Below are 21,443 nucleotides of genomic sequence, written 5' to 3' on the forward strand. Positions count from 1 at the left end.
CTAATAAAGCGTTTAGCTTCAAGAGTTATAGTATTATCCACTAGTTCATACTCCGTGATACGAGTATGCAATCCTTCTTTGAGATTTAAAGATTGTTGGTGTCTACTTGGTTTACAAGATTTCAAAGATAAGTCAGGTTTCGTCACCGCAAAGTAAAGAGCGTTAGGTGCATTAACGGGTTCTCGCCACTTTTCCCCTACTTGATCATAGAAACCAAGGATAGTGTTGGCCACTAAATCTTCTTTACGATCTTCTTCCATGGTTCCTCGATAGCCCATATAGCCATTGGCCAAAAGAAATTTATTTCCAAAATCAACCTTTTTTTCTGGTTGAAATGTTTCCGAAATGACCCAACGCATCTTAACCTGCTCCTTCCACTGCTTGTAAAATCGGTTCTTCTCCAAGTCTGATTACTCGATCATAAAGGCGGAATGTTACTGGTTCACCTTCTAACAAACGTAGCTGAACTAAGCTTTGACTGACCTTTACCTCTATCAAAGCTCCTTGGTAGGTGATTTTAAAAGTATAACTTGACCATTTATCTGGAATCGACGGTGCCACTAAAAGTTCTGGCCCATCTGTACGAATACCCCCAAAACCGTAAACAATATTCATCCAAGCCGCAGCAATAGACGTAGTGTGTAGGCCTTCTCTTGTATTACGATTGTAATTATCCAAATCCATACGGGTAGCAAAACCAAAAAAGTCATAAGCTTCTTGCTTTTTCCCAAGTTCGGCTGCCAAAATAGAATGAATAGATGGAGATAAAGATGATTCATGAATCGTCTTCGGTTCGTAATAATCATAGTTAATGCGCTTGCTTTCCTTAGTGAAATCTTGGTTGTACAAGAATTGGAACATTAAAACATCCGGTTGTTTGATCATATCATTGCGATAAATTCGATCATAAGACCAGTGATGATACAAAGGAAAATCGGTGATTGGAATCTGGTGAATGTCCACATGGGGCAATTTGAAGAAACCGTCATGTTGTTCAATTAGTCCCTCTTCAGTTTGAATGATCAAGGTGTGATCCACACACCGTTGCCACAATTTTTCTTCTTCCACGTTTAACAACAAAGTAGCTTGCAATTCTTCATAACGTTCTCGATTGCTTTTTTTAATACTATTTAACGTTGCTAAAGTATATTGGAAAGTCTTCATGGCCATATAATTCGTATAAGCATTGTGATTGACCATCATTTGAAACTCATCGGGTCCCATCACTCCAAAGAAACCAAACTCCCCATTTGCACCCCAATCTCCCCGGGAAGCTAAGAAACGTGAAATTTCAATTAACATTTCAATCCCATGTCCAGTTAAGAAAGCTTGATCATCTGACAAATTGACATAGTGCCAAATCCCGTAAGCTACTCCAGTACTTGGTTGAAACTGTAAGCTCGCATGTTGCCACAAATCACTAGCTTCATTTCCATTTAGCGTTGCAATTGGATAACAAGCACCTTGGCAATCCAATTCATTTGCTCGATTCCGCGCTTCTGGTAATGTTTGATAACGAAATTCCAAAAGATTCTTCGCTGCTTCCAAATTATTCAAAAGATAAAAAGGCAAACAACAGGTTTCCGTATCCCAAAAGGCATGCCCTCCATAAGATTCACCCGTTAGACCTTTTGCTCCAATATTATTAGATGGATTTTGTCCGTGATAAGTTTGTTGCAGTTGAAAAATACAAAAACGGATTCCTTGTTGGTTTAGTTCGTCCCCTTCAATTTCAATATCATATTTTTGCCACACTCGTTGCCAATAAGTGACTTGTGCTTGAAGATAGTCATCGAAATTTTTAGTTAGTTGAGTTTTGTGCAGTTTAACTCCTGTTTCAATTAAATCTTCTTCTGGCATTGGTGTTTTGGCCACTACGTTTGTTGTATATCGTTTGGTTTCGAAAATTTTCTCCGGTTCCAGTTTAACGTTAAACTTAAGAGCGATAAATTTATCCCTTACCAAACGTTCTGCTGTAAGGGATTGATTGTTCTCCAGAGTAAACCGAGAATAGATTTGTTGGTTACTAGTTAAGGTTTTACCTAAAATCATCGCGCCAGAATCATAAAATTCAGCTTTTTCTTGTTGCCAGAAATTCATTTCCTGAGACTGGTGAATAGTATTAAAATCCGCCCCCATAACGAGTTCTACAGCTACGGGTTCACTTGTCTGCAATTGAATTTTCTGGAAGCCGTAATTCGCTTGTTCCATATCTAAAAAGCGTTCAAAAATCACTTTAATTTCCGGCCCTTGTTTGGTTACCCAGATGAAAGAGCGTTGCAAGATACCACTACGTAAATCTAAATTGCGTTGAAAGGAATGAATGGTACTTTTAGCAAAGTCTAAGGTTTCTTCTGCCACTGTTAGTCGAGTATAAAGCCAATCTACCGCATTAACCATAAAATGGCTACGTTTGACAATACCTTTGTATTGCACCCGATTTTCTTCGTGACTGTTTTCGTAAATACCATTGAAATAACTTCCTAATAAACTTGGACTGGAGATTCCTTCTTCAAAATAACCTCTCACACCCATGTACTCGTTCCCCAAGGAAAAGATAGCTTCTGAAACCTCACTATGTTCTATATCGAAGCCATTTTCTTTAATAATCCATGGATCAAGTTGATAATACAAATCGGCAACTTTCGCCATTTTGACACCTCATTTTCTTTTTTGTACCGTTTCCCGGATAATTAGTTGCCCAGGTAAAACAGTCATCTGCTCCACTTCAGCCTTCTCTTTTACTAGCTTTTCGATTTTTTCCATGGCTAGTCGGCCTTTCCGAACTTGATCCAAGCGTATAGTCGTTAAAGGTGGATCATTCAGTTGAGCGTATTTAATATCATCAAGACTAATAACAGACAAGCCAATTTCTCTAAAGGCCTTATTTTTTTTCATAAATTGGATAAATTGCATTGCTAAATAATCTGCAGTAACAAAAACAGCCGTGTATTTTTTTTGGTCAGCCAGTAGCTTGTCAAACTCTTCATCGGTATAAACTAACTCAGGTAAAAAAGCCAAATGACGATTTTTTAAAGCCTCCTTATAGCCTAAATAACGCTGTTGAATAACACTAGGTTCTTGTTCGTCAAAGCCATAGGATAAAAAGGCAATCTGCTGATGGTGATTTTCAATCAGAAATTCTGTTGCTGTAGTCCCCATCAAGCGGTCATCGGTATTAATAAAATAGCGATCCGGATAATTAGAAATATTATGATAAAACTCTTGATCTAAATGAGTATCGATAAAAACAATAGGAACAGAAATACTCTCATGAATTTTTTCAAACAATGTTTGATTGAATCCAACTGCAATTAAGCCATCAAATTTCCAATTTTTTTGGATATCTTCTATGTCTTTTACGGAGCTAACATTATGCACTAAAGTAAAAAATCCTTGAGGCTTTGCTAGGCTTTCTATTCCCTCTAAAATATCTGTAACAAAAGGATCCGAAAAGTCTAAACGCGGTTTTTGGGAGTAATATAATAAGCCAATCAATCGAGAAGACGACTGGACTAAAGCTCGAGCGTTCATATTGGGCGAATAATTGTATTTTTTGATAATCGCATTAATCAGCTCACGTTTTTCCTTGGAAACCCGATGTGCTTTATTATTGATCACATTGGATACCGAAGTGACACTAACGCCAGCCTCTTCTGCAATTTTCTTGATGGTTACTTTCATAATCTTCGCCCTTTCCTTAGTTCCTTAGACAATTATAACACTTCCCAAAAAACTTCAACTACTTAATTGAGCCACTGGCCACGCCGGCAATAAAGCGTTTTTGGAAGACTAAATAAATTACTACTACTGGGATGATTGAAATTGAAGTGGCTGCAAATAAGCCACCGTAATCGGTGCCGTATTGCCCATTGAATAAACGTAGCCCCACAGAAAGGAGTTGCTTAGATTCATCACTAATAACCAAATATGGCCAAAGGAAATCTTCCCAACTCCAAAGAAATTGAAATATCGCTAAACTGGCAATGGAGTTACGGGACATAGGCATAATAATGCGATGAAAGATATAAGTATCCGTCGCCCCATCCACCCGAGCTGCTTCAATCAACTCGTCAGGAATTTGAGCAATGGATTGGCGAAACATAAAAATTCCAAAGCCGCTAACCATGGAAGGAATAATCAAGGCTTTATATGTATCTAACCAGCCAAAATCTACCATCATTTCATATTTAGGAATAATAGTCACTGCCCACGGAAGCATCATAGTGCTTAAAACCACTCCAAAAAGTAAATTTTTTCCTTTAAATTGAAACTTAGCAAAAACAAAACCCATTAATGCACTAGTGTAGATAATAATAGCCGTTGTTGCCAAAGCAACAAATAAACTATTGGCAAACATTCCTAAAAAGTTGAACTTCTCTTGGATGTTGATAAAGTTATCAAAGGTAGACGGTGTCGGAAATAAGGAACCACCAATTTTAACGATTTCACTATTGGGAGCAAATGCCGACAGTAACATCCAAATAAATGGCACGATGGTCACGATTGCCAAGGCCAGTAAGATGACGTTTAAAAGAACTGTTTTGACTTTATTCATGCTGTCTGCTTCCTTTCTTCCGTGACTTTAAACATGATAATGGTTAAAATCCCGATAATCACAAAGAGTATGATTGCCATGGCCGAGGCCGAACCGAAATTGTACTTCACAAAGGCTTCGTCAAAGATCAAATACGAAATCACGTAGGTGGAAGTTCCTGGCCCACCTTCTGTCATGATCAAAATCTGGATATAAGCTTGTAAATACGTAATCAATGAGGTAATCACCACAAAAAGTGTTGTGGGTTTTAACAACGGCAAAGTAATATTTCGAAAAGTTTGACGGCTGTTAGCTCCATCAATCTTCGCTGCCTCAAAAACATCTTCCGGCAAGCCCATCAATCCACCTAAAAAAAGCACCGTTGCATAACCAAAATCCTTCCAAATAGTCATAATGATAATCGCTGGTAAAGCCCATTGAGTATCTTTTAACCAGTTAATGTCCAAATGGAAAATTTTGTTAATCAACCCAAATTGAGGATCAAACATCCACATCCAAACAAATGAAACAGCGACTAGTGGTGTAATCGTCGGCATGTAAAATAATCCTTGAAACGCAGTCTTCATCTTGGTCAGTTTAGAAGAGAGCAAAAGTGCTAAACCTAGTCCAATCACTACTCGAAATAATACAGAGAAGAACGCAAAGAAAAAAGTATTACCCATTGATTTCCAAAATAGCTGACTCGTTAAAACGTCCTTAAAATTTTCTAAGCCCACAAAATTGTATTTATCAATCAATGGATTCCAATCGTGTAAACTCCCTGCAAAGGCTTTATAAATTGGATAAATTAGAAAGATAGCAAAATAGATTATCAACAAAATTACTGCTATATTTCGCAAATTAAAAATTTTTGTTCGTTTTGTCGCTTCCATCATGTTCACCCCTTCAAAAAAGACAGGATGCCAAGAAACACTTGGTCCTCAGCACCCCTATTGGCTATTTCAATTCATCAAAGAAGGCATAGCTATCTTCTAACGATGTAAAATCGGTATCTTTCATATCTTTATCCATTTTAGCTTGGCCTTCTGTAAGACCTTCATCAATATTTTTACCATTGAACAAGACATCTTCCATAGTCTGAGTTGCACTAGTTTCTACAGTTGCCGGGAATGGTCCAGGCCATATCAAGCGTTCTACCCGTGGCGCAATCGCACTTAATACTGGATCCGCTAAAATATCTTTATCGTCTGCCAATGATTTTTTCGTTGGGAAGGAAGCCAAAGCCAGCGCACCTGTTTTAGAGTATTCATCATTTGCTAGACAATATTTCAAGAAGTCTTGAGCCAATGCTTGCTCTTCTTCGGTTTGGTTCTTGTTAATACCCGGTGTGCTTTCCCCATTATAACGGTCATAAGCAAAAGGGACATCTTCTGTTGGTGTTGGTGTGGCAAATACGCCAAAGTCAATGTCTGGATAGTTGTTTCTTAATTCACTTTGATACCAGCCCCATTTGTAAACCATGGCTGCTTGTCCATTCCCAAAACTTTGAGAAGATTCAGCACCAAAGTCCTTAGAGCCAACACCATCTTTATCATAGAGATCAATTAAGAACTGCAAGTTTTCTTTAGACACTTCGTTATCATAATTGGCAACTTTCCCAGATTCATCAAATAAAAGCTCACCTTTTTGATAATTCAAACCTTGATAAATTGCACTGTACGTTTCTGCATTCCAGTTGAAACCAGCTTGAGTAAGTTTATCCCCATCTTTTTTGGTTAATTTTTTCGCCACTTCTCTAAATTGATCCCAAGTTTTTGGAATATCTGCCTCCGTCAAGCCAGCTTCTTTCCACATTGTCTTATTGTAATAAATATTTCCGGTGTTGATCAGACTATCAATATAATAAATTTTGTCATCAATGATATGGGAATCCACTGAAGTAAAATCAGATTGTAAGTCCGTAATATCAATATCATAAGGAGCCATATAAGGAATGAGAATATCGTGTTGTGAATTGTGTACGTTAAAAATTGCCGGCCCATTTTTTCCTTTCAAAGCCAAAGGTAATTTCGTCCAGTAATCTTCCCAGGGATGGTTAACGACTTTAATGGTTACGTTCGGGTAGATTTTTTCATATTCCTTGGCCATGGTAATCGCTGGATCCCCTTCATTCCATGTCCAGTATTCCATCTCAATCGGTTTGCCATCGTTCACTAACTTATTGGGATCAAATTGAACATTATTGCCCAACACTTCCATTTGCTTGTCTTCTTTGGTATCCGTGGTTCCTTTGGCATCACTTTTACCACCACTGCTACCGCAAGCTGCCAATGTTCCCACCATTAGTAAAGTACCTAATGCAGCAAAAAGCTTACTTTTTTTCATGAGATCTTCCTCCTTAAGTTTAACGTTCAACCTCATGAATAGTTTAACGTTAAACTTATAATATGTCAACGCTTTCATTTAAAAAAACATCTCTTTTTGAAAATTGAGCAGCTCAATGCTTTGTCCATCATTATTTATCTATGAATTAAATAGAATCCTTTCTCGCGCTAAAAAGATAGTTAAAGCCCCCATCCAAAGATGAGGACTTTAACTATCTTTTTTTGTTATTGATGCTCTTGTTTAAATCTCTACTTCCACTTCCCGGTCCAATGCTCTCATGAATGGGAACCAGATTAACGCTACAATTACAAAATCCACTACTTGTAGCAAGCCCCCTAGCCAAGAATTGGTGGCTAAGACACCGCTAGCAATAATTGGCACCGTCCAAGGAACCGAAACTCCTGTTGGCGCTGGAACAATCCCTGCGGCCATCACCAAATAATTCAAGGTAGTGACCACTAGCGGTGCTAACACCCAAGGAATTAAAATTGTAGCATTTAACACGATTGGCAACCCGAAGATCACTGGTTCATTAACGTTAAAGATACCAGGTCCCAAGGCCAGGCGACCAATGTCTTTGTACTGTTTTTTCTTCATAAAGAAAGCTAAGATAATGACTACTGCTAAAGTCATTCCAGACCCACCCAGACCAACTGTGAAGGTTTCCATAAATGGTTTCGTCACAATATGAGGGAGTTTTTCCCCTGCTTGGTAAGCTTCCAAGTTGTCTAGCATCAACGTATTCCAAATTGGATCCATTACCGAGTTTACGATGATTTGTCCATGAAGACCAAAGAACCATAGGAATTGTACAAAGAACAATGCAATTAATGTTGCGGGTAAACTTCCACCCAGTCCGGTTAATGGTTTTTGGATTACTTCATAAATCACATCGTGCAAGTTGGCGTTGAAGACCCCTACCATAATTGCATTGATGACTAAAAAGACACTTAAAGTTAAAATTGCAGGAATCAACGCAGCAAAGGATTTAGAAACTGCCGGTGGCACACCATCTGGCATTTTGATTTGCCAGCCTTTTTTGGTAACTCGGCAATACAGCTCCGTGGCTAAGAAGGCAGCCAACATCCCTAAGAACATTCCTTTTGCTCCTAGACGATCCAAGCTTAAGATACCACTAACTGTATCCCCTGTTTCTGTGGTCATAAAGAAAGGCGTCAAAATCAAGAAGCTGGCAAAAGCTACCGCACCACCGAAAATACCATCCACATCATAAGACTGAGAAAGATAATAGCCAATACCAAATGTTACAAAAACAGTCATAATACTCATGGTGGCATTTTGACCATTGCCTAATAAATTGCCTAACGTTCCTTTTAATTCATCGCTAAAAAAGGGCAGATTATTCAGTACAACAATAATAGAACCAAACATCGTCAAAGGAAATGAGAGCATAAACGCATCCCGCAACACAGTTAAATAGCGATTTTGACCTAACCAATTGGCTAAAGGCATGATTTTTTCACTTAATTTGTCCATAAACCCGTTCACTCAAATCACCTCATAATTTTTTTCGTAATCGATTACATTTAAAGAATACCATGCCACGCCAAAATAGTCTATACTTTTATAATTAAATACATGAATTTAATTATAAATATGACTATTCACAACGACAAATCCTCAGTTTTCAATGCAAGAAATACTTTGAGGAAAGGGTTCCTTTTACATTGCGTTAACTCATAATAAAAACTGAGTTACTTCCCTGAAAAATAATAAGGGGTGGATATCCACGATACCCGCCCCTTCATTTGATACTCATTTATAGGATTCATTCATTCTTTGGTCAAATCGATAGAGATACTAGCAATCATTAAATTGTTATCACTACTCATTCGTTTTCCTCACACCAAGTAAGCAAATATCATCCTCTTTATCATTTTCCTTTATTCTTCCAGTGATGCGGCTAAGCTTTCAGGCATTTCTAACACGTCCGTATCAGCAATCCCTTTAAACCAGTGACCAGATTTTTTGATGGTTTTCTTTTGATTACGAATATCATTGGAAATAAAACCATAACGGTTGCGGTAGGCATTTTTCCATGACCAGCAATCAATCGGTGTCCACAAATGATACCCAAAGCAGTTGGAACCTTCTTCAATTCCTTTGTGCAACCAGTAAAGATGTTCTTGGATAAACTGAATGCGATAATCGTCTTTAATTACGCCAGCTTCATTCAAATAGCGTTCTTCTCTCGAAACCCCCATCCCGTTTTCGGAAATAAACCACTCCAGATTGTCATAATTATCTCGGATATCCAAAGCGATGTCATAGACTGCTTTAGGATAAATCTCCCAACCCTTGTCTACATTCATTCGCCGGCCAGGCATTTCATATTCATCAAAATATTTTTCTGGTAACCAGTCCACAGCTAAACTGTTGGCAGAAACTGCTGGTGCCTGTACGCGATGAGGATGGTAGAAATTTACTCCTAAATAATCGATAGTATTGTTTTTGATAATGGCCAACTCTTCTGTGGTTGCTTCCCAGAGCACGTGGTCTTTTTTCAAGCGTTCCACTAAAGCATCAGGAAAAGCCCCTAAAGCAGAAGCGTCCATAAACAAGCGGTTCAACCATAAGTCCGCAAATTCAGAAGCTGCCAAATCTTCAACTGACTGGCTAGCAGGATAAGCTGGAGTCAAATTCAAGATAATGCCGATTTTGCCATTGGGATTTCGATTGATTGCTTTAAAAGCAGCGATGGTTTTCGCAGAAGCTAGTTGGATATTGTACGCTACTTGGACCGCTTTTTTTCCATCTACAAGATTGGGGTAGTGAAACTGATGCAAGTATTCTCCTTCTACAATTACCATTGGCTCGTTAAACGTAAACCAGTCTGTCACTCGATCGCCAAACAAGCGGAAACATTGCTGGGCAAACTTCACAAATAAATCCCCTACGTGTTTGTTTTCCCAACCACCATATTTGTGATATAAATCAGCCGGTAAATCAAAGTGATGCAAATTAATTACTGGACGAATCCCATTGGCAATAAACTCATCAATCACTTGGTTGTAAAAGTCCACATTGGCTTTGTTTAAACTAGCAGTTTCAAAATCATCAATTAAACGCGTCCATTGAATGGATGTTCGTACCGAATTTAATCCGATTTCTTTCATCAAACGAATATCTTCTTTGAAACTATTGTAAAAATTCGAAGCTACATTAGGGCCGACTTGGTCATAAAAGACTTCTGGTTCAATATCATACCAATAGTCAAATAAGTTAGCGTGTTCTTTGCCAAAGCGCCCTTCGCTTTGAGGACCGGAAGTGGCAGCTCCCCACCAGAAATTTTCGGGAAATATCAAATTCATTATTATTCCTCCTGTTGTTAGCTGACATTAGCCAGCCTGCTTATGGTATTGCTTCTCTATTTACATTATATATAAGTTTTAAAACAAGTCTATACTTTTATTTTTATTTACCAATGTTTTTGTTTACTAAAAGAAAAACGACCAAGAATCACAAGGATTCCGGTCGTTTTTTGAAAGGATACAGCTTTAATTATTTAGCTTGTAACGCTGCCATTGTAATGTAGTTATAAGGTTGGTTGAAATGAGGTAAGAAGAAAATATCCAATAGTTTCAACTTGTCGATGGTGAATTTCTCAGCAATCGCCAAACTGAACATGTGAATCGTCCCCGCAATATCTTCTCTGGAAGACAGCTGGGCTCCGACAATTCGTCTAGAACTTACTTCATAGACAATGCGAATTTTCACATTGGCATTTTCCTTCATAAAGTCTGGCCGTTGCAAGTCTTCGTAATCCGTGTATGCTACTTCCAGTCCTTGCTTTTTAGCAGCTTCTACTGACAAACCGGTGGAAACCATGTTTAGGCCAAAGATAGAAATCCCATTAGAGCCTTGAACCCCTTCTGATTCCACAGTGATACCAGCAATATTATACCCTGCCACTAGTCCTGAGCGAATCGCATTGGTTGCCAAAGCGATATAAGTAGTTGCTTGTAATGCGTTGGAGTACACGGTTGCACAATCCCCGACAGCATACACATCAGGATCACTGGTCATTTGATGACGATCCACTAAATAAGCTCCATTTTTAAAGAGTTCCAAATGATCTTTCCCCAATTTCGCATTTGGTAAGAAACCAATCGCATTGATTACCAAGTCTACTGGGTATTCCCCCTTAGCAGTGACAATTGCCTCCACTTTGTCATTTCCTTTGTATTCTTGGACTAACTCACCAAAATGTAGTTCAATGCCGTGGTCAGCTAAGTTTTTATCCATATCATCGGTAAACCATTTGTCATAGTAATTTGGTAAAGCACGATCTACAGCATCAAATAAGAGAACATTTTTTCCTCGACGTTTGGCAGCTTCCGCAATTTCCACGCCGATATAACCTGCCCCGATAACTGCCACAGTTTTAGTGGTTTCATCGCCTAAGATATGATCCACTGCCTGCCCATCTTGAAACCGTTTTAAAAATTGGATATTCTTCAAATCATTTCCGGGAATTTTCGGTGAAATGGGAGTAGAGCCAGTAGCTAAAACCAATTTGTCATAGCCTTCACTGAAAGTTTCCCCGTCTTTTGTAACACAATGCACGACTTTTTTTTCAAAATCAATCAGATCCACTGAGGTTTCCATATGAATGGTGGCACCTTTATTTTCAAAATCTTCCTTTTTCGTATAAAACAAACCTTCATAAGAATCAATTTGGCGGCCAACCCACAATGCCGTACCACAGCCAAGATAGCTTAAATTGGTGTTGCTGTCGATCATCACTACTTCTTGATCTGGGGCGTTGTCTAAAATTGTATTCGCCGCGGCGACACCTGCATGATTGGCGCCGACAATTACTGTTTTGGTCATTTTCTTTCTTCCTCCTTCATATTGAATACACTGACAGTTTAGGCCAAACTTATACAGAAAGCAAAGTTTATACTTGTGAATTTTTTCGTTACATTTCCGCAAAAAAACTTTTCAAAATGACGAGATAGCGCTTTATATAGCTGATTTTGGATTGTTACATCGGATTTTCTTCACAATCTTTATCCATTGTAATAGAACAGTTAACAGTGCTGTACTACTTACTGTCGGCTCATTATTTATCGGTAATTTTTGTAATGAGAAAATGAAAAAAATACAATTTTTTCTTTCAACAACAGATAACTATCATTAATTTACAATAAGAATTCCTCTATTCATTTTCAATCAGTATACTTTCAGAAACTTTTTACTATCGTTATAAAAACAAAATAACGTAGACACTTCCTAAATTTTAGAAGAGCTATTTTCATCTTTTATTGAAAATAAAATGCTACAACACTTCAAAAGAAATACTAAGATAAAATTACTATGTTATCTTAATTTGATGAATTCTAAAGAAGTAAAGAAAAATTAAGAAATCCACTTCTTTTCTTCTAAGAACTAACAACAACCTAAAATTCATTCAGTAGCCTAGATTCATTTTTAATAGGAAGCAGATGATTTAACAGTTTAAATGAGGGTGAGTATACTAGAAAGAAAAGGAGGTAATCTTATGAAACTAACTATTTCTGATTCCGCGGCGACGGCCTTAGAAAAGCGCCTGAACAATACTACTTTTATACTAGCTTTAAATGATGGTACAAATCAGTTTTCCACAGTGGGTGGTTCTTGTGCAGTGGGAGATAAATTTCAAATTTTGGCTAGCCAAGGTCCAAAAGATAATTACAACATTCCTTTAGAGACCCCTCACTTTCATGTGTATATCTCAGCTGGTGAAAAGGATTTTATTAATGAAGATATCACCTTGGATTATAATGATCGACTAAGCACCTTCTCCCTTAAAACCAATGCTGGTATTTTAGACAACAACTTGTTAATTCGCCCATAATACAAATAAAAGTGCCTCTTTTCATTTTTGAAAAGGAGGCACTTTTATTATCGGACAACTCGAAAAACCTTAGTTTGATCTAATAAATAAGGTCGATAATACCCTAAGACATCATTTAACGGTAAGACTTCTTCAGGTAGGTGAATCTGTAATGTGTTTTGAATATAATTTCGGCGCTTTTGAACTCGTTGCCACATTTCTGGATACTGACTTTGTAATTGCTGGCGTAAATTTGCATCACACAAGGCAATACCATCTTCACAGCCAACGCCACCATAGCCGGGTATTTTAGGAATGATATCCAATTGCAAAAGCTGTCCGCTTTTTAAGCGAGCCATAGAATCTGGATAAATCGGTGAAGACAACCACTCTTCATCTGCCACAAGATGACCGGGATTTAAACTCCAATGGTAAACAGTTTGGGGCAAGACATCTTGGATCATCCCATACAAAGCTCCCCCAGTCATGCCAATCTTAATTTCTTCTAGCCAAGTAACTAGCGCGCCATAATAAGGTTTAGCCAAAACTTCTACGTAATCAGCTACTTTTGGGGGCAAATCGCAAGCTCCCGTGACCACATAAGCTCCTCTACTGGAAAGTCCACCTTTATAACCTACCGTAGTAGAAAAAGTATCCCCTAAACTAACTGCTTTTTGTCTAGGATACAAAGTTCCTTTAGTAAAACGTTCCCCTGTGGCACAAATCGTAGTCACTGTATTTGGTTGCCCGGATTGAGCTAAGTTTTCCGCTAATTCAATTTCCGTCTTGCCTAAAACCACTTGATTTAAAGTCGCTAAAATACCTTTACCAGCTAAGGTCGCACCATATTCGTAATGGGCGATTTCATTTGCATTATTGACACTACGCAGACCAGTATCCGGGTCTAGTAATAATTCTGTGGCATTGACTACTTTTCCTTGATCAACTCGTTTTTTGACCGCCTCTACAATAAAATAAGGCAAATCAAAAGCCTGTTGCTTTTGTCCTAACATCCCAGTGAAAAGTTTCCAACCAATTAAGCCAATTTGATGATTTTGTTCAATCTTAGCTACCTTTAAATATTCCTCAAAGGGACGCTGGGCTGCCATAGGTTGATTCGGTAATGAAAATTCAGGTACATGAATCAGTTGGGCTTTCAGGCGAGAATGGGCAGCCATTTTTTGGTTTTCATTTCCTAATAATAAGCTGGCTTCCCCATTTTTTTGAACGACTAATAAGGCCTCTTCAAAGCGGGGGACAAAACCGGTAAAATACTCAAAATTGGCGCCATGTTCCCGATCAGCATAAATGATAACTACATCTAGTTGGGCTTGATTCATCCTTTTTAAAAGTGCCTTTTTACGACTGGCCAATGTCTCATCGCTTAAGATTACAGGCAAACCAGTGCTCAGTTCTGGTGCTGGAATTTCTGCTAATTCAATCTTCATTTGCCTCTCCTTTATTTTCTGTTAGCTCTGAAGTCATATTCAGCAGTGTAGGTTTCCGGCTCATACTTCTTTTTTCCATCCGTTTTAAATTCCAAAAACCCAGTAATACGATCGCTAAGGCACAGACCATATCCACAATTAAATCTTTCATGGTATCTCCTAACGCATCATGGCCTTGTAAAACAACTCCTTGAGCCGTCATAAATTTTTGCATATTCGTACCTAATAGTTGATCGGCACTGTATTCATAAATTTCCCAAACCACCCCACAAGTAGTCGCAAAACAAAAGGCAAAGAAACTGACGAAAAACGGCTTTAGCTTAAGATGGAGCGTCTTACTGCGATTCATAAAATCTACTAAAAAGAAACCTAACGCACCTAACATCACGGCGCTAAAACCATGGAGAATCGTATCCCAAAATGGCACTCGGTAATAAAAATTTTGGACTTCACCTAAATAAATAGCACAAAATAAAAAGATAAAATAAATCATTTCCATCATATCTGGTACATCAATACCAAAACGCTGTTCAGCTTGTGCCGGCAGAAAAATCACAATCATCCCCACAATACACTGAAGAATCATCAATACATAATCACTTTTTACTAGTTCTGACTCTTTGGTGGAAACCCCAGAAGGCGCCTGAGTAAACATTACCGCTGCATAAACAACCGAAGCGGCCAATAAAACAAAAATAATGAGAAACAAAATCCGTTTCCGTCTTGCTCGTTTCAAATTTTTCTTCATTCTTCTACCCTTTCTATTTCGTTCTCAAAAATTACTCTTACGCTTTAGTCTACAGGAGTTTTCTCCAGTGTCAAACAAGATAAAAACAAACGACTGCTCATACAAGCTTATGTAAAACTTCCTTAGCCTTACGATAAAAAAACCAAACAAAACGGGGATTACCCATTTTGTTTGGTTTCAATTCAGTAATGTGATTACTTGTTTTTCTTGCTCCGGCGTACATAGTTTTCATACAAGATAATTCCTAAGACAGTAAAGCCCACTGGTCCAGCAATCATCCACAAGGTGTCATTTATACCTGCGCCATCTAGCATTGGTTGGAAAATCGTAAATCCGTTAGCGCCTAAAACTAATAAGAAAACCACTACGCTAATGGCAACAGTCACCTTATAATTTTTAAAAGCTTCAAAAGGCCGTTCCAAATCTGTTTTTTGCTTGAATTTCGGGAAAGCATAAATCAAAAATAGATAAGGTAATGTCATGGATACATTAGCCATTAAAGTTAGAATCCGATAAAAGGCAGAAGAATCCGGTGTCCCAAAGGAAGCGAGTAAAATAATTGCTACTACTAAGGCACATTGCGCCCACATCGCGTAGCTTGGCATATCGTTTTTATTTAACTTAGTGAATTTAGCTGGCCATAGTTTTTTAGGGGTACCCATGATCAAAGTCTTTAATGGCGAATACGTCAAGGTGAAGAAAGCACCACTGTACGTTAAGAACATGCCAATCCCCGTATAACGAGCAAACCAGTTCCCCATAGTTAAAGCGGCAGCTTGGCTAAGACCGATGCTCTTGCCAAACTCAAAGCCTAGATTATTCATCATGACATAACTGATATTTCCTAGGTTGGTACTGTTGCTGGACAATACTGCCTCCCAGTTGGTACTAACACCCCACAAGAAAATCCCTAAAGCGTACCCTACTGAAATAATCACCGCCGATAGCAAAATTCCTCGGGGGAAGTTTTTCTCAGCATTGCGCGTTTTATCCACCATGCCCCCAATGGCCTCTAAACCACCGTAAGCAAAGATTGCAAAAACGGCAAAGCTCAACAGACTAACTGGTGTTTGATAAGTGGGATTTGGTGAAGTTAAAATAGCGTGTAAGGGTTGCGCAAGATGTCCCCCATTAGCTACTAAAATAATCCCGGAAATAATCAACAAAATTACATTTAAACTAGTAACTGCTAAGCCACCTAAACTAGTGATTTTGATGATTCCTTTGACCCCTTTTAGAGAAACAAAGGTAACCACAATCATCCAGAGACAAGCCAACAAGCCCACCATCTGAGTTGAATTTAAGCCGAACATCCCCAGTTTTTGGGTTTGGTCACTTCCTGCAAAAGCCGTCGTCAGTGGAATAAAAACTTTTGACGCAGTGGAAACCATCCAGATTACGTAAGAAGCAAACCACATAAAAGTACCGATAAAAGCAAAACGGGGGCCCACACTGACCTCCAACCATTTGTACATCCCGCTGTTTTCCCCTTTAATCGCAGAACCATATTCCGCCATCATTAAGGCAAAGGGGATGAAGAAAAGAATTGCTGCAATGACATAAAAAACAATCGAGCCGTAACCCATGAGATAAAAAGCCACCGGACCATTGGCAAACCCAAATACCGTGGTAAAAATCATCATGGCCAAAGCACCTAATGTCATGCCTTTTCCTGCTTTAGACAATGAAACCACTCCTATTCATTTTTTTAAGAATTTTCTTGCTCTCAAATTATTACGAAGCAAAATTTGTCTATAAAATCGCCAGTCTAAAAAAATCCTTGAATACCACGATACACTTAAAAAAACAAATACGCAAGAAAAATCACTTGCGTAAAAATCTTTAGAATATTCTTTACACTTATTCTCAAGGTGTTCGCATTCTTAAAACGTCACTTCCTGTAGATTTTAAAATAACGAAAAAGTTATGATAAAAAGTCCTCTGAAAACATCTTTTCAGAGGACTTTTGTCTAAATATCGGCTAATGCCGTAGCAATTGGTGTAGTGCCTTCATGCATTGTAATTACTTGATCAACGGTATCGGGGAAATCAATCAGACTTGCCAAAACTTCTGCTACATCCTCAATGGCATTTTTTCCTGTATCAGTCACTTGTAAAGCAACATGACCGCTACCAGCTTTTTCTGTCAAACCTCCCGGTTGTAAAATTGTATAATCCAAATCAGTATTCTCGATTAAATATTTATCAGAAAAATATTTGGCAATATTATAATCTGCAAGATCAGCGAGATAATCTTCTTGCCACCGCTCTGGTTCCAAGGCAAATAGCGAGCTCAGCTGAATATAGCGCCCCACATTCGCTTCTTCTGCTGCTTGCATCAGCTTCACCGCTCCATAAAGATCCGATTGCAACAAATCTTTTCCTCGAGAGCCGGCTACAAAGTATATTACATCCATTAAGCGAATCTGCTGAGCCATTTGTGCCACGGTCTCATGTAAATCAAAATGAACCGGTTTTACTAGTTCTGTCTCTTTGATTTTCTCTGCACTTCTACTAGCTCCATAAACGGTATGACCTTTTGCGGTTAATTTTTCCGTTAACATTTGTCCCACACGACCTGTGGCACCCACTACGAAAATATTCATGAAGGTTCTCCTTCTTTCTATTTATTGTCTTCAGTCTAACGCAGCACCATTTCGGTAGCAAGAATATCGTCTTTTGGTAATTTTACATAGAAAAACTCGCCAGCAAAGAAAATCTTACTGGCGAGTTGCTGTTACAATTTTTCAGCCTACTTCCTAATAATAGACTTCATCTAAAAACAAACCTTGAGCTGGAGCAGTTTCCCCAGCTTGACTACGAGTTTTACTCGTAAAGACTTCTTCAATAATAGAAATTGGCAAATTGCCGGCACCAATTTCAATGATGGTACCCATCAAAATGCGCACCATTTTGTACAAAAAGCCATTGCCTACAAAGGTAAAGTGCAACATCTCTCCATCTTGACTAATTTTAATACTGTCAATCCGTCGTTCGGTGGATTTTTTTGATTTCTTCAAGGCAGAAAACCCAAGGAAATCGTGAGTTCCTTCTAGCAGTTCACAGGCTGCCTCCATTTTTGCTATATCCAAAGGTTGAGAAATTTGAAAACTATGGTAACGCTCAAAAGCTGTCGGAATCGGACTATTCCAAACATAGTAACTATACTGTTTGCCTAAAGCATTGTAGCGGGCATGGAAACGTTCTGGAACTTCTTCCATTTCCTTAACCACGATATCATCTGGCAAATAGCGATTGAAAAAAACTAGCATTTCTTTTAAAGAGAGTTGTGCGTTCGTCTTGAAATTGGCCACTTGACCTCTGGCATGGGCTCCGGCATCCGTGCGGCCAGATCCCACAATTTCAATGGTTTCTCCAGTCATCTGGGTAATAACCTTTTCTATTTTTCCTTGAATGGTTTTATCGGAATCCCCTAGACGCTGCCAACCTAAATAGCGCTTGCCATCGTATTCTAGAGTGAGTTTGAGATTGCGCATGACTTTGCTCCTTTATTTCTGATTTTCTAACTTTATTTTAGCATGGATCTAAATAAAAAAATTGCTTCTATCGTAATCAGTCCCAATAGTAACATAAAAACGTTTCTAGTTATTCACCTTCTGCTAAAGACTGATACAACGGCATTAATTCCTGTAAAGTTGCCATGGTAATCTGTTCTGCTTGAGAAATTTCTCCTTCAAAAAACAACTTGCCTAACTGAAAAGTTTCTCCCTTTAAAGAATTTCGAAATTCTTTTTGCACTTGTTCGTCTGCCAAATACGTTGTCAAAGGTAAATGATCAGCTAGCTCATCTTCACTTTTAGGCCAAATATAGTAATTTTCTAAATCCACATTTTGGCTCCATTGAGGAAGTAATTCCAACAATTGATTATAAGCTTCTGGACTACCTTTGCGCTTTTCGCTTTGGTAATGTTGAAACATTACATAAACTTGATATTGTTTTCGATTCAGCAATGTAGCCAAACAAGCATTTTCCTTTTGCCTGTTTTCACTACGATAAGCGCACCAAAAATGATTCCGCAAATTCCAGCCATTGGTCCAGCTTTCGATTTTTGGTTTATTCATGGCGAAACCCTCCGGCAAATTCTCCGCTACGGTCAGTTGTAAAAGTTTCCAGTGTTGCCAATGTTGTTGGTACTCATTTTTGAGACTGGCGATTTCTACTTCTGATAACTCTGCCTTTAATTGCTTAAAAGCGAAATGTGTCCGGTGAAACAGTTGAAAATCAGCTTTTTTTAACTCCATAATAGCCCTTCTTCTAATAATTAATTTGGTTAATAAGATTGTTTTGCCGGGATTACGCCACGAACGCCACCTTTTGGCTCTTGTGTATCCCCCAAGTAACGAGGAATCACGTGACAATGACAATGTAAAATCGACTGTCCGGCAGCAATACCACAATTGTAGCCAATATTATACCCATCTGGTACAAAGTGTTGGGCTAGATAAACTCGACTTTTCAAAATCAAGTCTTCCATATCCTTTTTCTCTGCCTCAGTTAAGGCAAAATAATCCAAACGATGCGCCTTAGGTAGTAATAATAAATGCCCCGGTGAAACTGGATTACAATCAAAAATAGCAACACAACTACGATTTTAAAAAACAATAGTTAAATCTGCTTGGCAAAATGGACAATTTGTCATTTTCTCACCTCTTTTATTAAAGCTCGTTTTCTCTATTATAGTTGATTATCCTTCCAACCAACAAAATAAGCCTTCTCCAATGAACGAAAAGTGTGGCGAAAGGCTATTCGTTGGCAGAAAGGCTCTTTTCGATTAGAATTAAAGTGAAATGAAAAAGGAGGAATTATTATGCGTTGGCGAGGAGATCGGCAAAGTTCAAACATAGACGATCGTACAGGTAGTAGCGGACGTTCCATGGGTAAACTAGCTGGTGGCGGTGGAATTGGTGCCATTGTAATTGCTATTATCGTTTTCTTTATTTCCGGTGGCGATTTAAGTACGGTGACCAATACCCTAGGAGGGGGCATCACCCCGGCAGATTATCAAACCGAAAATGTCCAGTCCACAGAATACACCGAACAAAAGGAATTTGCTGCGGTAGTTTTTGCCCATCTAGAAGATTATTGGAATGAAGAATTTTCCCAGATGAATGAGAGTTACCAAAATCCAAATCTAGTATTATTTACAGATAGTGTGAATTCTGCTTGTGGGCAAGCCACTTCTCAAGTCGGTCCTTTTTACTGTCCCGGAGATGAAAATGTCTATTTGGATTTAAGTTTTGCTGATGAATTATCCCAAAAATATGGAGCCACAGGGGACTATGCCATGGCTTATGTCATCGCCCATGAAGTTGGTCATCATGTGCAAAATGAGCTGGGAATCACCGATCAATTGAATAAAATTCGCCAGCAAGTCTCTGAAACGGAATACAACAAATACAGTGTCCGATTAGAATTACAAGCAGATTACTTGGCCGGCTGTTTTTCTAAATACCTCGCTGGGGAAACCCACGATGGACAACCAATCTTAGAAGCTGGGGATATTGAAGAAGCGATTACCGCAGCCAACGCCATTGGGGATGACACCTTGCAAAAGGAATACCAAGGCTATGTGGTGCCGGACAGCTTCACCCACGGTACGAGCCAACAACGAATCAACTGGTTTAATCGTGGCTACAAGTATGGCGATTTGGAACACGGAGATACCTTTAAAGAAAAAGATTTAGATTTGGCATCCTAATCTTTTATAAAACCACAAAAGACAAGTAAGGACGGTTAATCATCAGCCATCCTTACTTGTCTTTTTAGTCAGTAATTTTTTCTTGTAGCCAATTGATGATCAGTTGGCTGATTTGTTCTTGTTGCGTTTGATTGGAAATCGTTGCTTGACCGTCTTTTTTCTGAGCACCATAGCTACCAAAGCCAGCGTGATTGCCCCCTTCGATAACCGTGTATTGAGTCTCTTTTGGCAAATATTTTTTCGTATTTGCGATATCCTTTGCTGTGACCAATTGATCTTCAGTAGCTGAAATAGACAAAACAGATTGTTTAGCTTTAGCCAAATCTCCCTTTTCATCAGGATAGCTTGCTAAATAAATCATCCCCACCACTTCTTGTTCATGTTTTGCCACAAAACGGCTCGCCATCACGCCCCCTAATGAATGTCCAGCTAAGACATATGTTTCATTGGGTGCTTTATTAATGATTTCTTGAGCTTTATTTTCTCCAAAAATAGCCAGATTAAACGGCATCTTTAAAAGATACACATTGTAGCCCGCTGCTGCGACTTCTTTTGCCCAAATGTTGTAACTGGCCGGCTCCACCAAAGCTCCAGGATAAAAAATCAGATTTTTATCACTTTCTTCTGGGGCAGAAAATAAGTAATAGTCCTTCTGTTCCTTACTTGCTTCACTGCTGACAATCGCTGCTGTCGAAGGATTATAGGTACTGCTTTTCAAAAAAGCCAGTCCCCCGGTTACCATTATCACTAAGATGATAACCCCACCTAAGATAATCTTTTGCCATTTTTTTAACTTCATACTTGT

18 protein-coding genes and 1 pseudogene are annotated in these 21,443 nt (G+C 38.6%); 2 read left to right on the forward strand and 17 right to left on the reverse strand.

Annotation, left to right across the window (positions count from 1 at the left end):
* From AB5754_RS07190 to nox, 9 genes and pseudogenes are all read right to left on the reverse strand, one after another.
* Window positions 1-359 (reverse strand): annotated as a pseudogene (locus AB5754_RS07190) (glycoside hydrolase family 65 protein); the annotation flags it as partial.
* Window position 360: 1 nt separating this feature from the next.
* Window positions 361-2,652 (reverse strand): glycoside hydrolase family 65 protein, encoded by a 2,292-nt coding sequence (locus AB5754_RS07195; RefSeq protein ID WP_368251633.1) that lies wholly within the window; start codon window positions 2,650-2,652, stop codon window positions 361-363.
* 9 nt (window positions 2,653-2,661) lie between these two features.
* On the reverse strand, window positions 2,662-3,684 hold the full coding sequence (locus AB5754_RS07200; protein ID WP_368251634.1) for a LacI family DNA-binding transcriptional regulator: 1,023 nt from the start codon (window positions 3,682-3,684) through the stop codon (window positions 2,662-2,664).
* Between the two features lie 58 nt (window positions 3,685-3,742).
* On the reverse strand, window positions 3,743-4,558 hold the full coding sequence (locus AB5754_RS07205; RefSeq protein WP_368251635.1) for a carbohydrate ABC transporter permease: 816 nt from the start codon (window positions 4,556-4,558) through the stop codon (window positions 3,743-3,745).
* Window positions 4,555-5,430: a carbohydrate ABC transporter permease gene (locus AB5754_RS07210; RefSeq protein WP_368259527.1), complete on the reverse strand. Its 876-nt coding sequence runs from the start codon at window positions 5,428-5,430 to the stop codon at window positions 4,555-4,557. Before AB5754_RS07210 ends, AB5754_RS07205 begins: the two co-directional genes overlap by 4 nt.
* Window positions 5,431-5,494: 64 nt before the next feature.
* Window positions 5,495-6,883, reverse strand: a complete 1,389-nt coding sequence (locus AB5754_RS07215; RefSeq protein ID WP_368251637.1) for an extracellular solute-binding protein — start codon at window positions 6,881-6,883, stop codon at window positions 5,495-5,497.
* A 240-nt stretch (window positions 6,884-7,123) separates the two neighbouring features.
* Window positions 7,124-8,392, reverse strand: a complete 1,269-nt coding sequence (gene celB, locus AB5754_RS07220) for a PTS cellobiose transporter subunit IIC (protein WP_368251638.1) — start codon at window positions 8,390-8,392, stop codon at window positions 7,124-7,126.
* Between the two features lie 395 nt (window positions 8,393-8,787).
* Window positions 8,788-10,215 (reverse strand): glycoside hydrolase family 1 protein, encoded by a 1,428-nt coding sequence (locus AB5754_RS07225; RefSeq protein ID WP_368251639.1) that lies wholly within the window; start codon window positions 10,213-10,215, stop codon window positions 8,788-8,790.
* A gap of 190 nt (window positions 10,216-10,405) precedes the next feature.
* Window positions 10,406-11,737, reverse strand: a complete 1,332-nt coding sequence (nox, locus tag AB5754_RS07230; protein ID WP_368251640.1) for a H2O-forming NADH oxidase — start codon at window positions 11,735-11,737, stop codon at window positions 10,406-10,408.
* 670 nt (window positions 11,738-12,407) lie between these two features.
* Here nox and AB5754_RS07235 point away from each other — a divergent pair.
* Window positions 12,408-12,743, forward strand: a complete 336-nt coding sequence (locus tag AB5754_RS07235) for an iron-sulfur cluster biosynthesis family protein (RefSeq protein ID WP_311832651.1) — start codon at window positions 12,408-12,410, stop codon at window positions 12,741-12,743.
* A 47-nt stretch (window positions 12,744-12,790) separates the two neighbouring features.
* On the opposite strand, the gene AB5754_RS07240 is transcribed toward AB5754_RS07235, so the two are convergent.
* The 7 genes from AB5754_RS07240 to AB5754_RS07270 all read right to left on the reverse strand — a co-directional run bounded on the left by AB5754_RS07240 (window position 12,791) and on the right by AB5754_RS07270 (window position 19,513).
* Window positions 12,791-14,170 (reverse strand): M24 family metallopeptidase, encoded by a 1,380-nt coding sequence (locus AB5754_RS07240; RefSeq protein WP_368251641.1) that lies wholly within the window; start codon window positions 14,168-14,170, stop codon window positions 12,791-12,793.
* A complete protein-coding gene (locus AB5754_RS07245) occupies window positions 14,160-14,918 on the reverse strand; it encodes a hypothetical protein (protein WP_368251642.1) in 759 nt (252 codons plus the stop codon). The genes AB5754_RS07240 and AB5754_RS07245 overlap by 11 nt, the downstream gene beginning before the upstream one ends.
* Window positions 14,919-15,112: 194 nt before the next feature.
* Window positions 15,113-16,582, reverse strand: coding sequence for a glutamate/gamma-aminobutyrate family transporter YjeM (gene yjeM / locus AB5754_RS07250; RefSeq protein WP_368251649.1), 1,470 nt, complete (start codon window positions 16,580-16,582; stop codon window positions 15,113-15,115).
* Window positions 16,583-16,888: 306 nt separating this feature from the next.
* Window positions 16,889-17,524 (reverse strand): NAD(P)H-binding protein, encoded by a 636-nt coding sequence (locus AB5754_RS07255; RefSeq protein ID WP_368251643.1) that lies wholly within the window; start codon window positions 17,522-17,524, stop codon window positions 16,889-16,891.
* 153 nt (window positions 17,525-17,677) lie between these two features.
* On the reverse strand, window positions 17,678-18,415 hold the full coding sequence (gene truA, locus AB5754_RS07260) for a tRNA pseudouridine(38-40) synthase TruA (RefSeq protein WP_368251644.1): 738 nt from the start codon (window positions 18,413-18,415) through the stop codon (window positions 17,678-17,680).
* Between the two features lie 109 nt (window positions 18,416-18,524).
* Entirely contained in the window at window positions 18,525-19,181 is a 657-nt protein-coding gene (locus tag AB5754_RS07265; RefSeq protein WP_368251645.1) for an HI_0552 family protein, read from the reverse strand.
* 29 nt (window positions 19,182-19,210) lie between these two features.
* On the reverse strand, window positions 19,211-19,513 hold the full coding sequence (locus AB5754_RS07270) for an HIT family protein (RefSeq protein ID WP_368251650.1): 303 nt from the start codon (window positions 19,511-19,513) through the stop codon (window positions 19,211-19,213).
* 234 nt (window positions 19,514-19,747) lie between these two features.
* Between AB5754_RS07270 and AB5754_RS07275 the strand changes: the two genes are divergently transcribed.
* Window positions 19,748-20,638 (forward strand): neutral zinc metallopeptidase, encoded by an 891-nt coding sequence (locus tag AB5754_RS07275; RefSeq protein WP_368251646.1) that lies wholly within the window; start codon window positions 19,748-19,750, stop codon window positions 20,636-20,638.
* Between the two features lie 64 nt (window positions 20,639-20,702).
* Here AB5754_RS07275 and AB5754_RS07280 read toward each other — a convergent pair whose 3' ends face one another.
* Window positions 20,703-21,437: an alpha/beta family hydrolase gene (locus tag AB5754_RS07280; RefSeq protein ID WP_368251647.1), complete on the reverse strand. Its 735-nt coding sequence runs from the start codon at window positions 21,435-21,437 to the stop codon at window positions 20,703-20,705.
* Between the last annotated feature and the right edge of the window lie 6 nt (window positions 21,438-21,443).

The sequence above is a fragment of the Enterococcus sp. 2201sp1_2201st1_C11_2201SCRN_220225 genome (assembly GCF_040925905.1).
GTDB lineage: Bacteria > Bacillota > Bacilli > Lactobacillales > Enterococcaceae > Enterococcus_C > Enterococcus_C asini_A.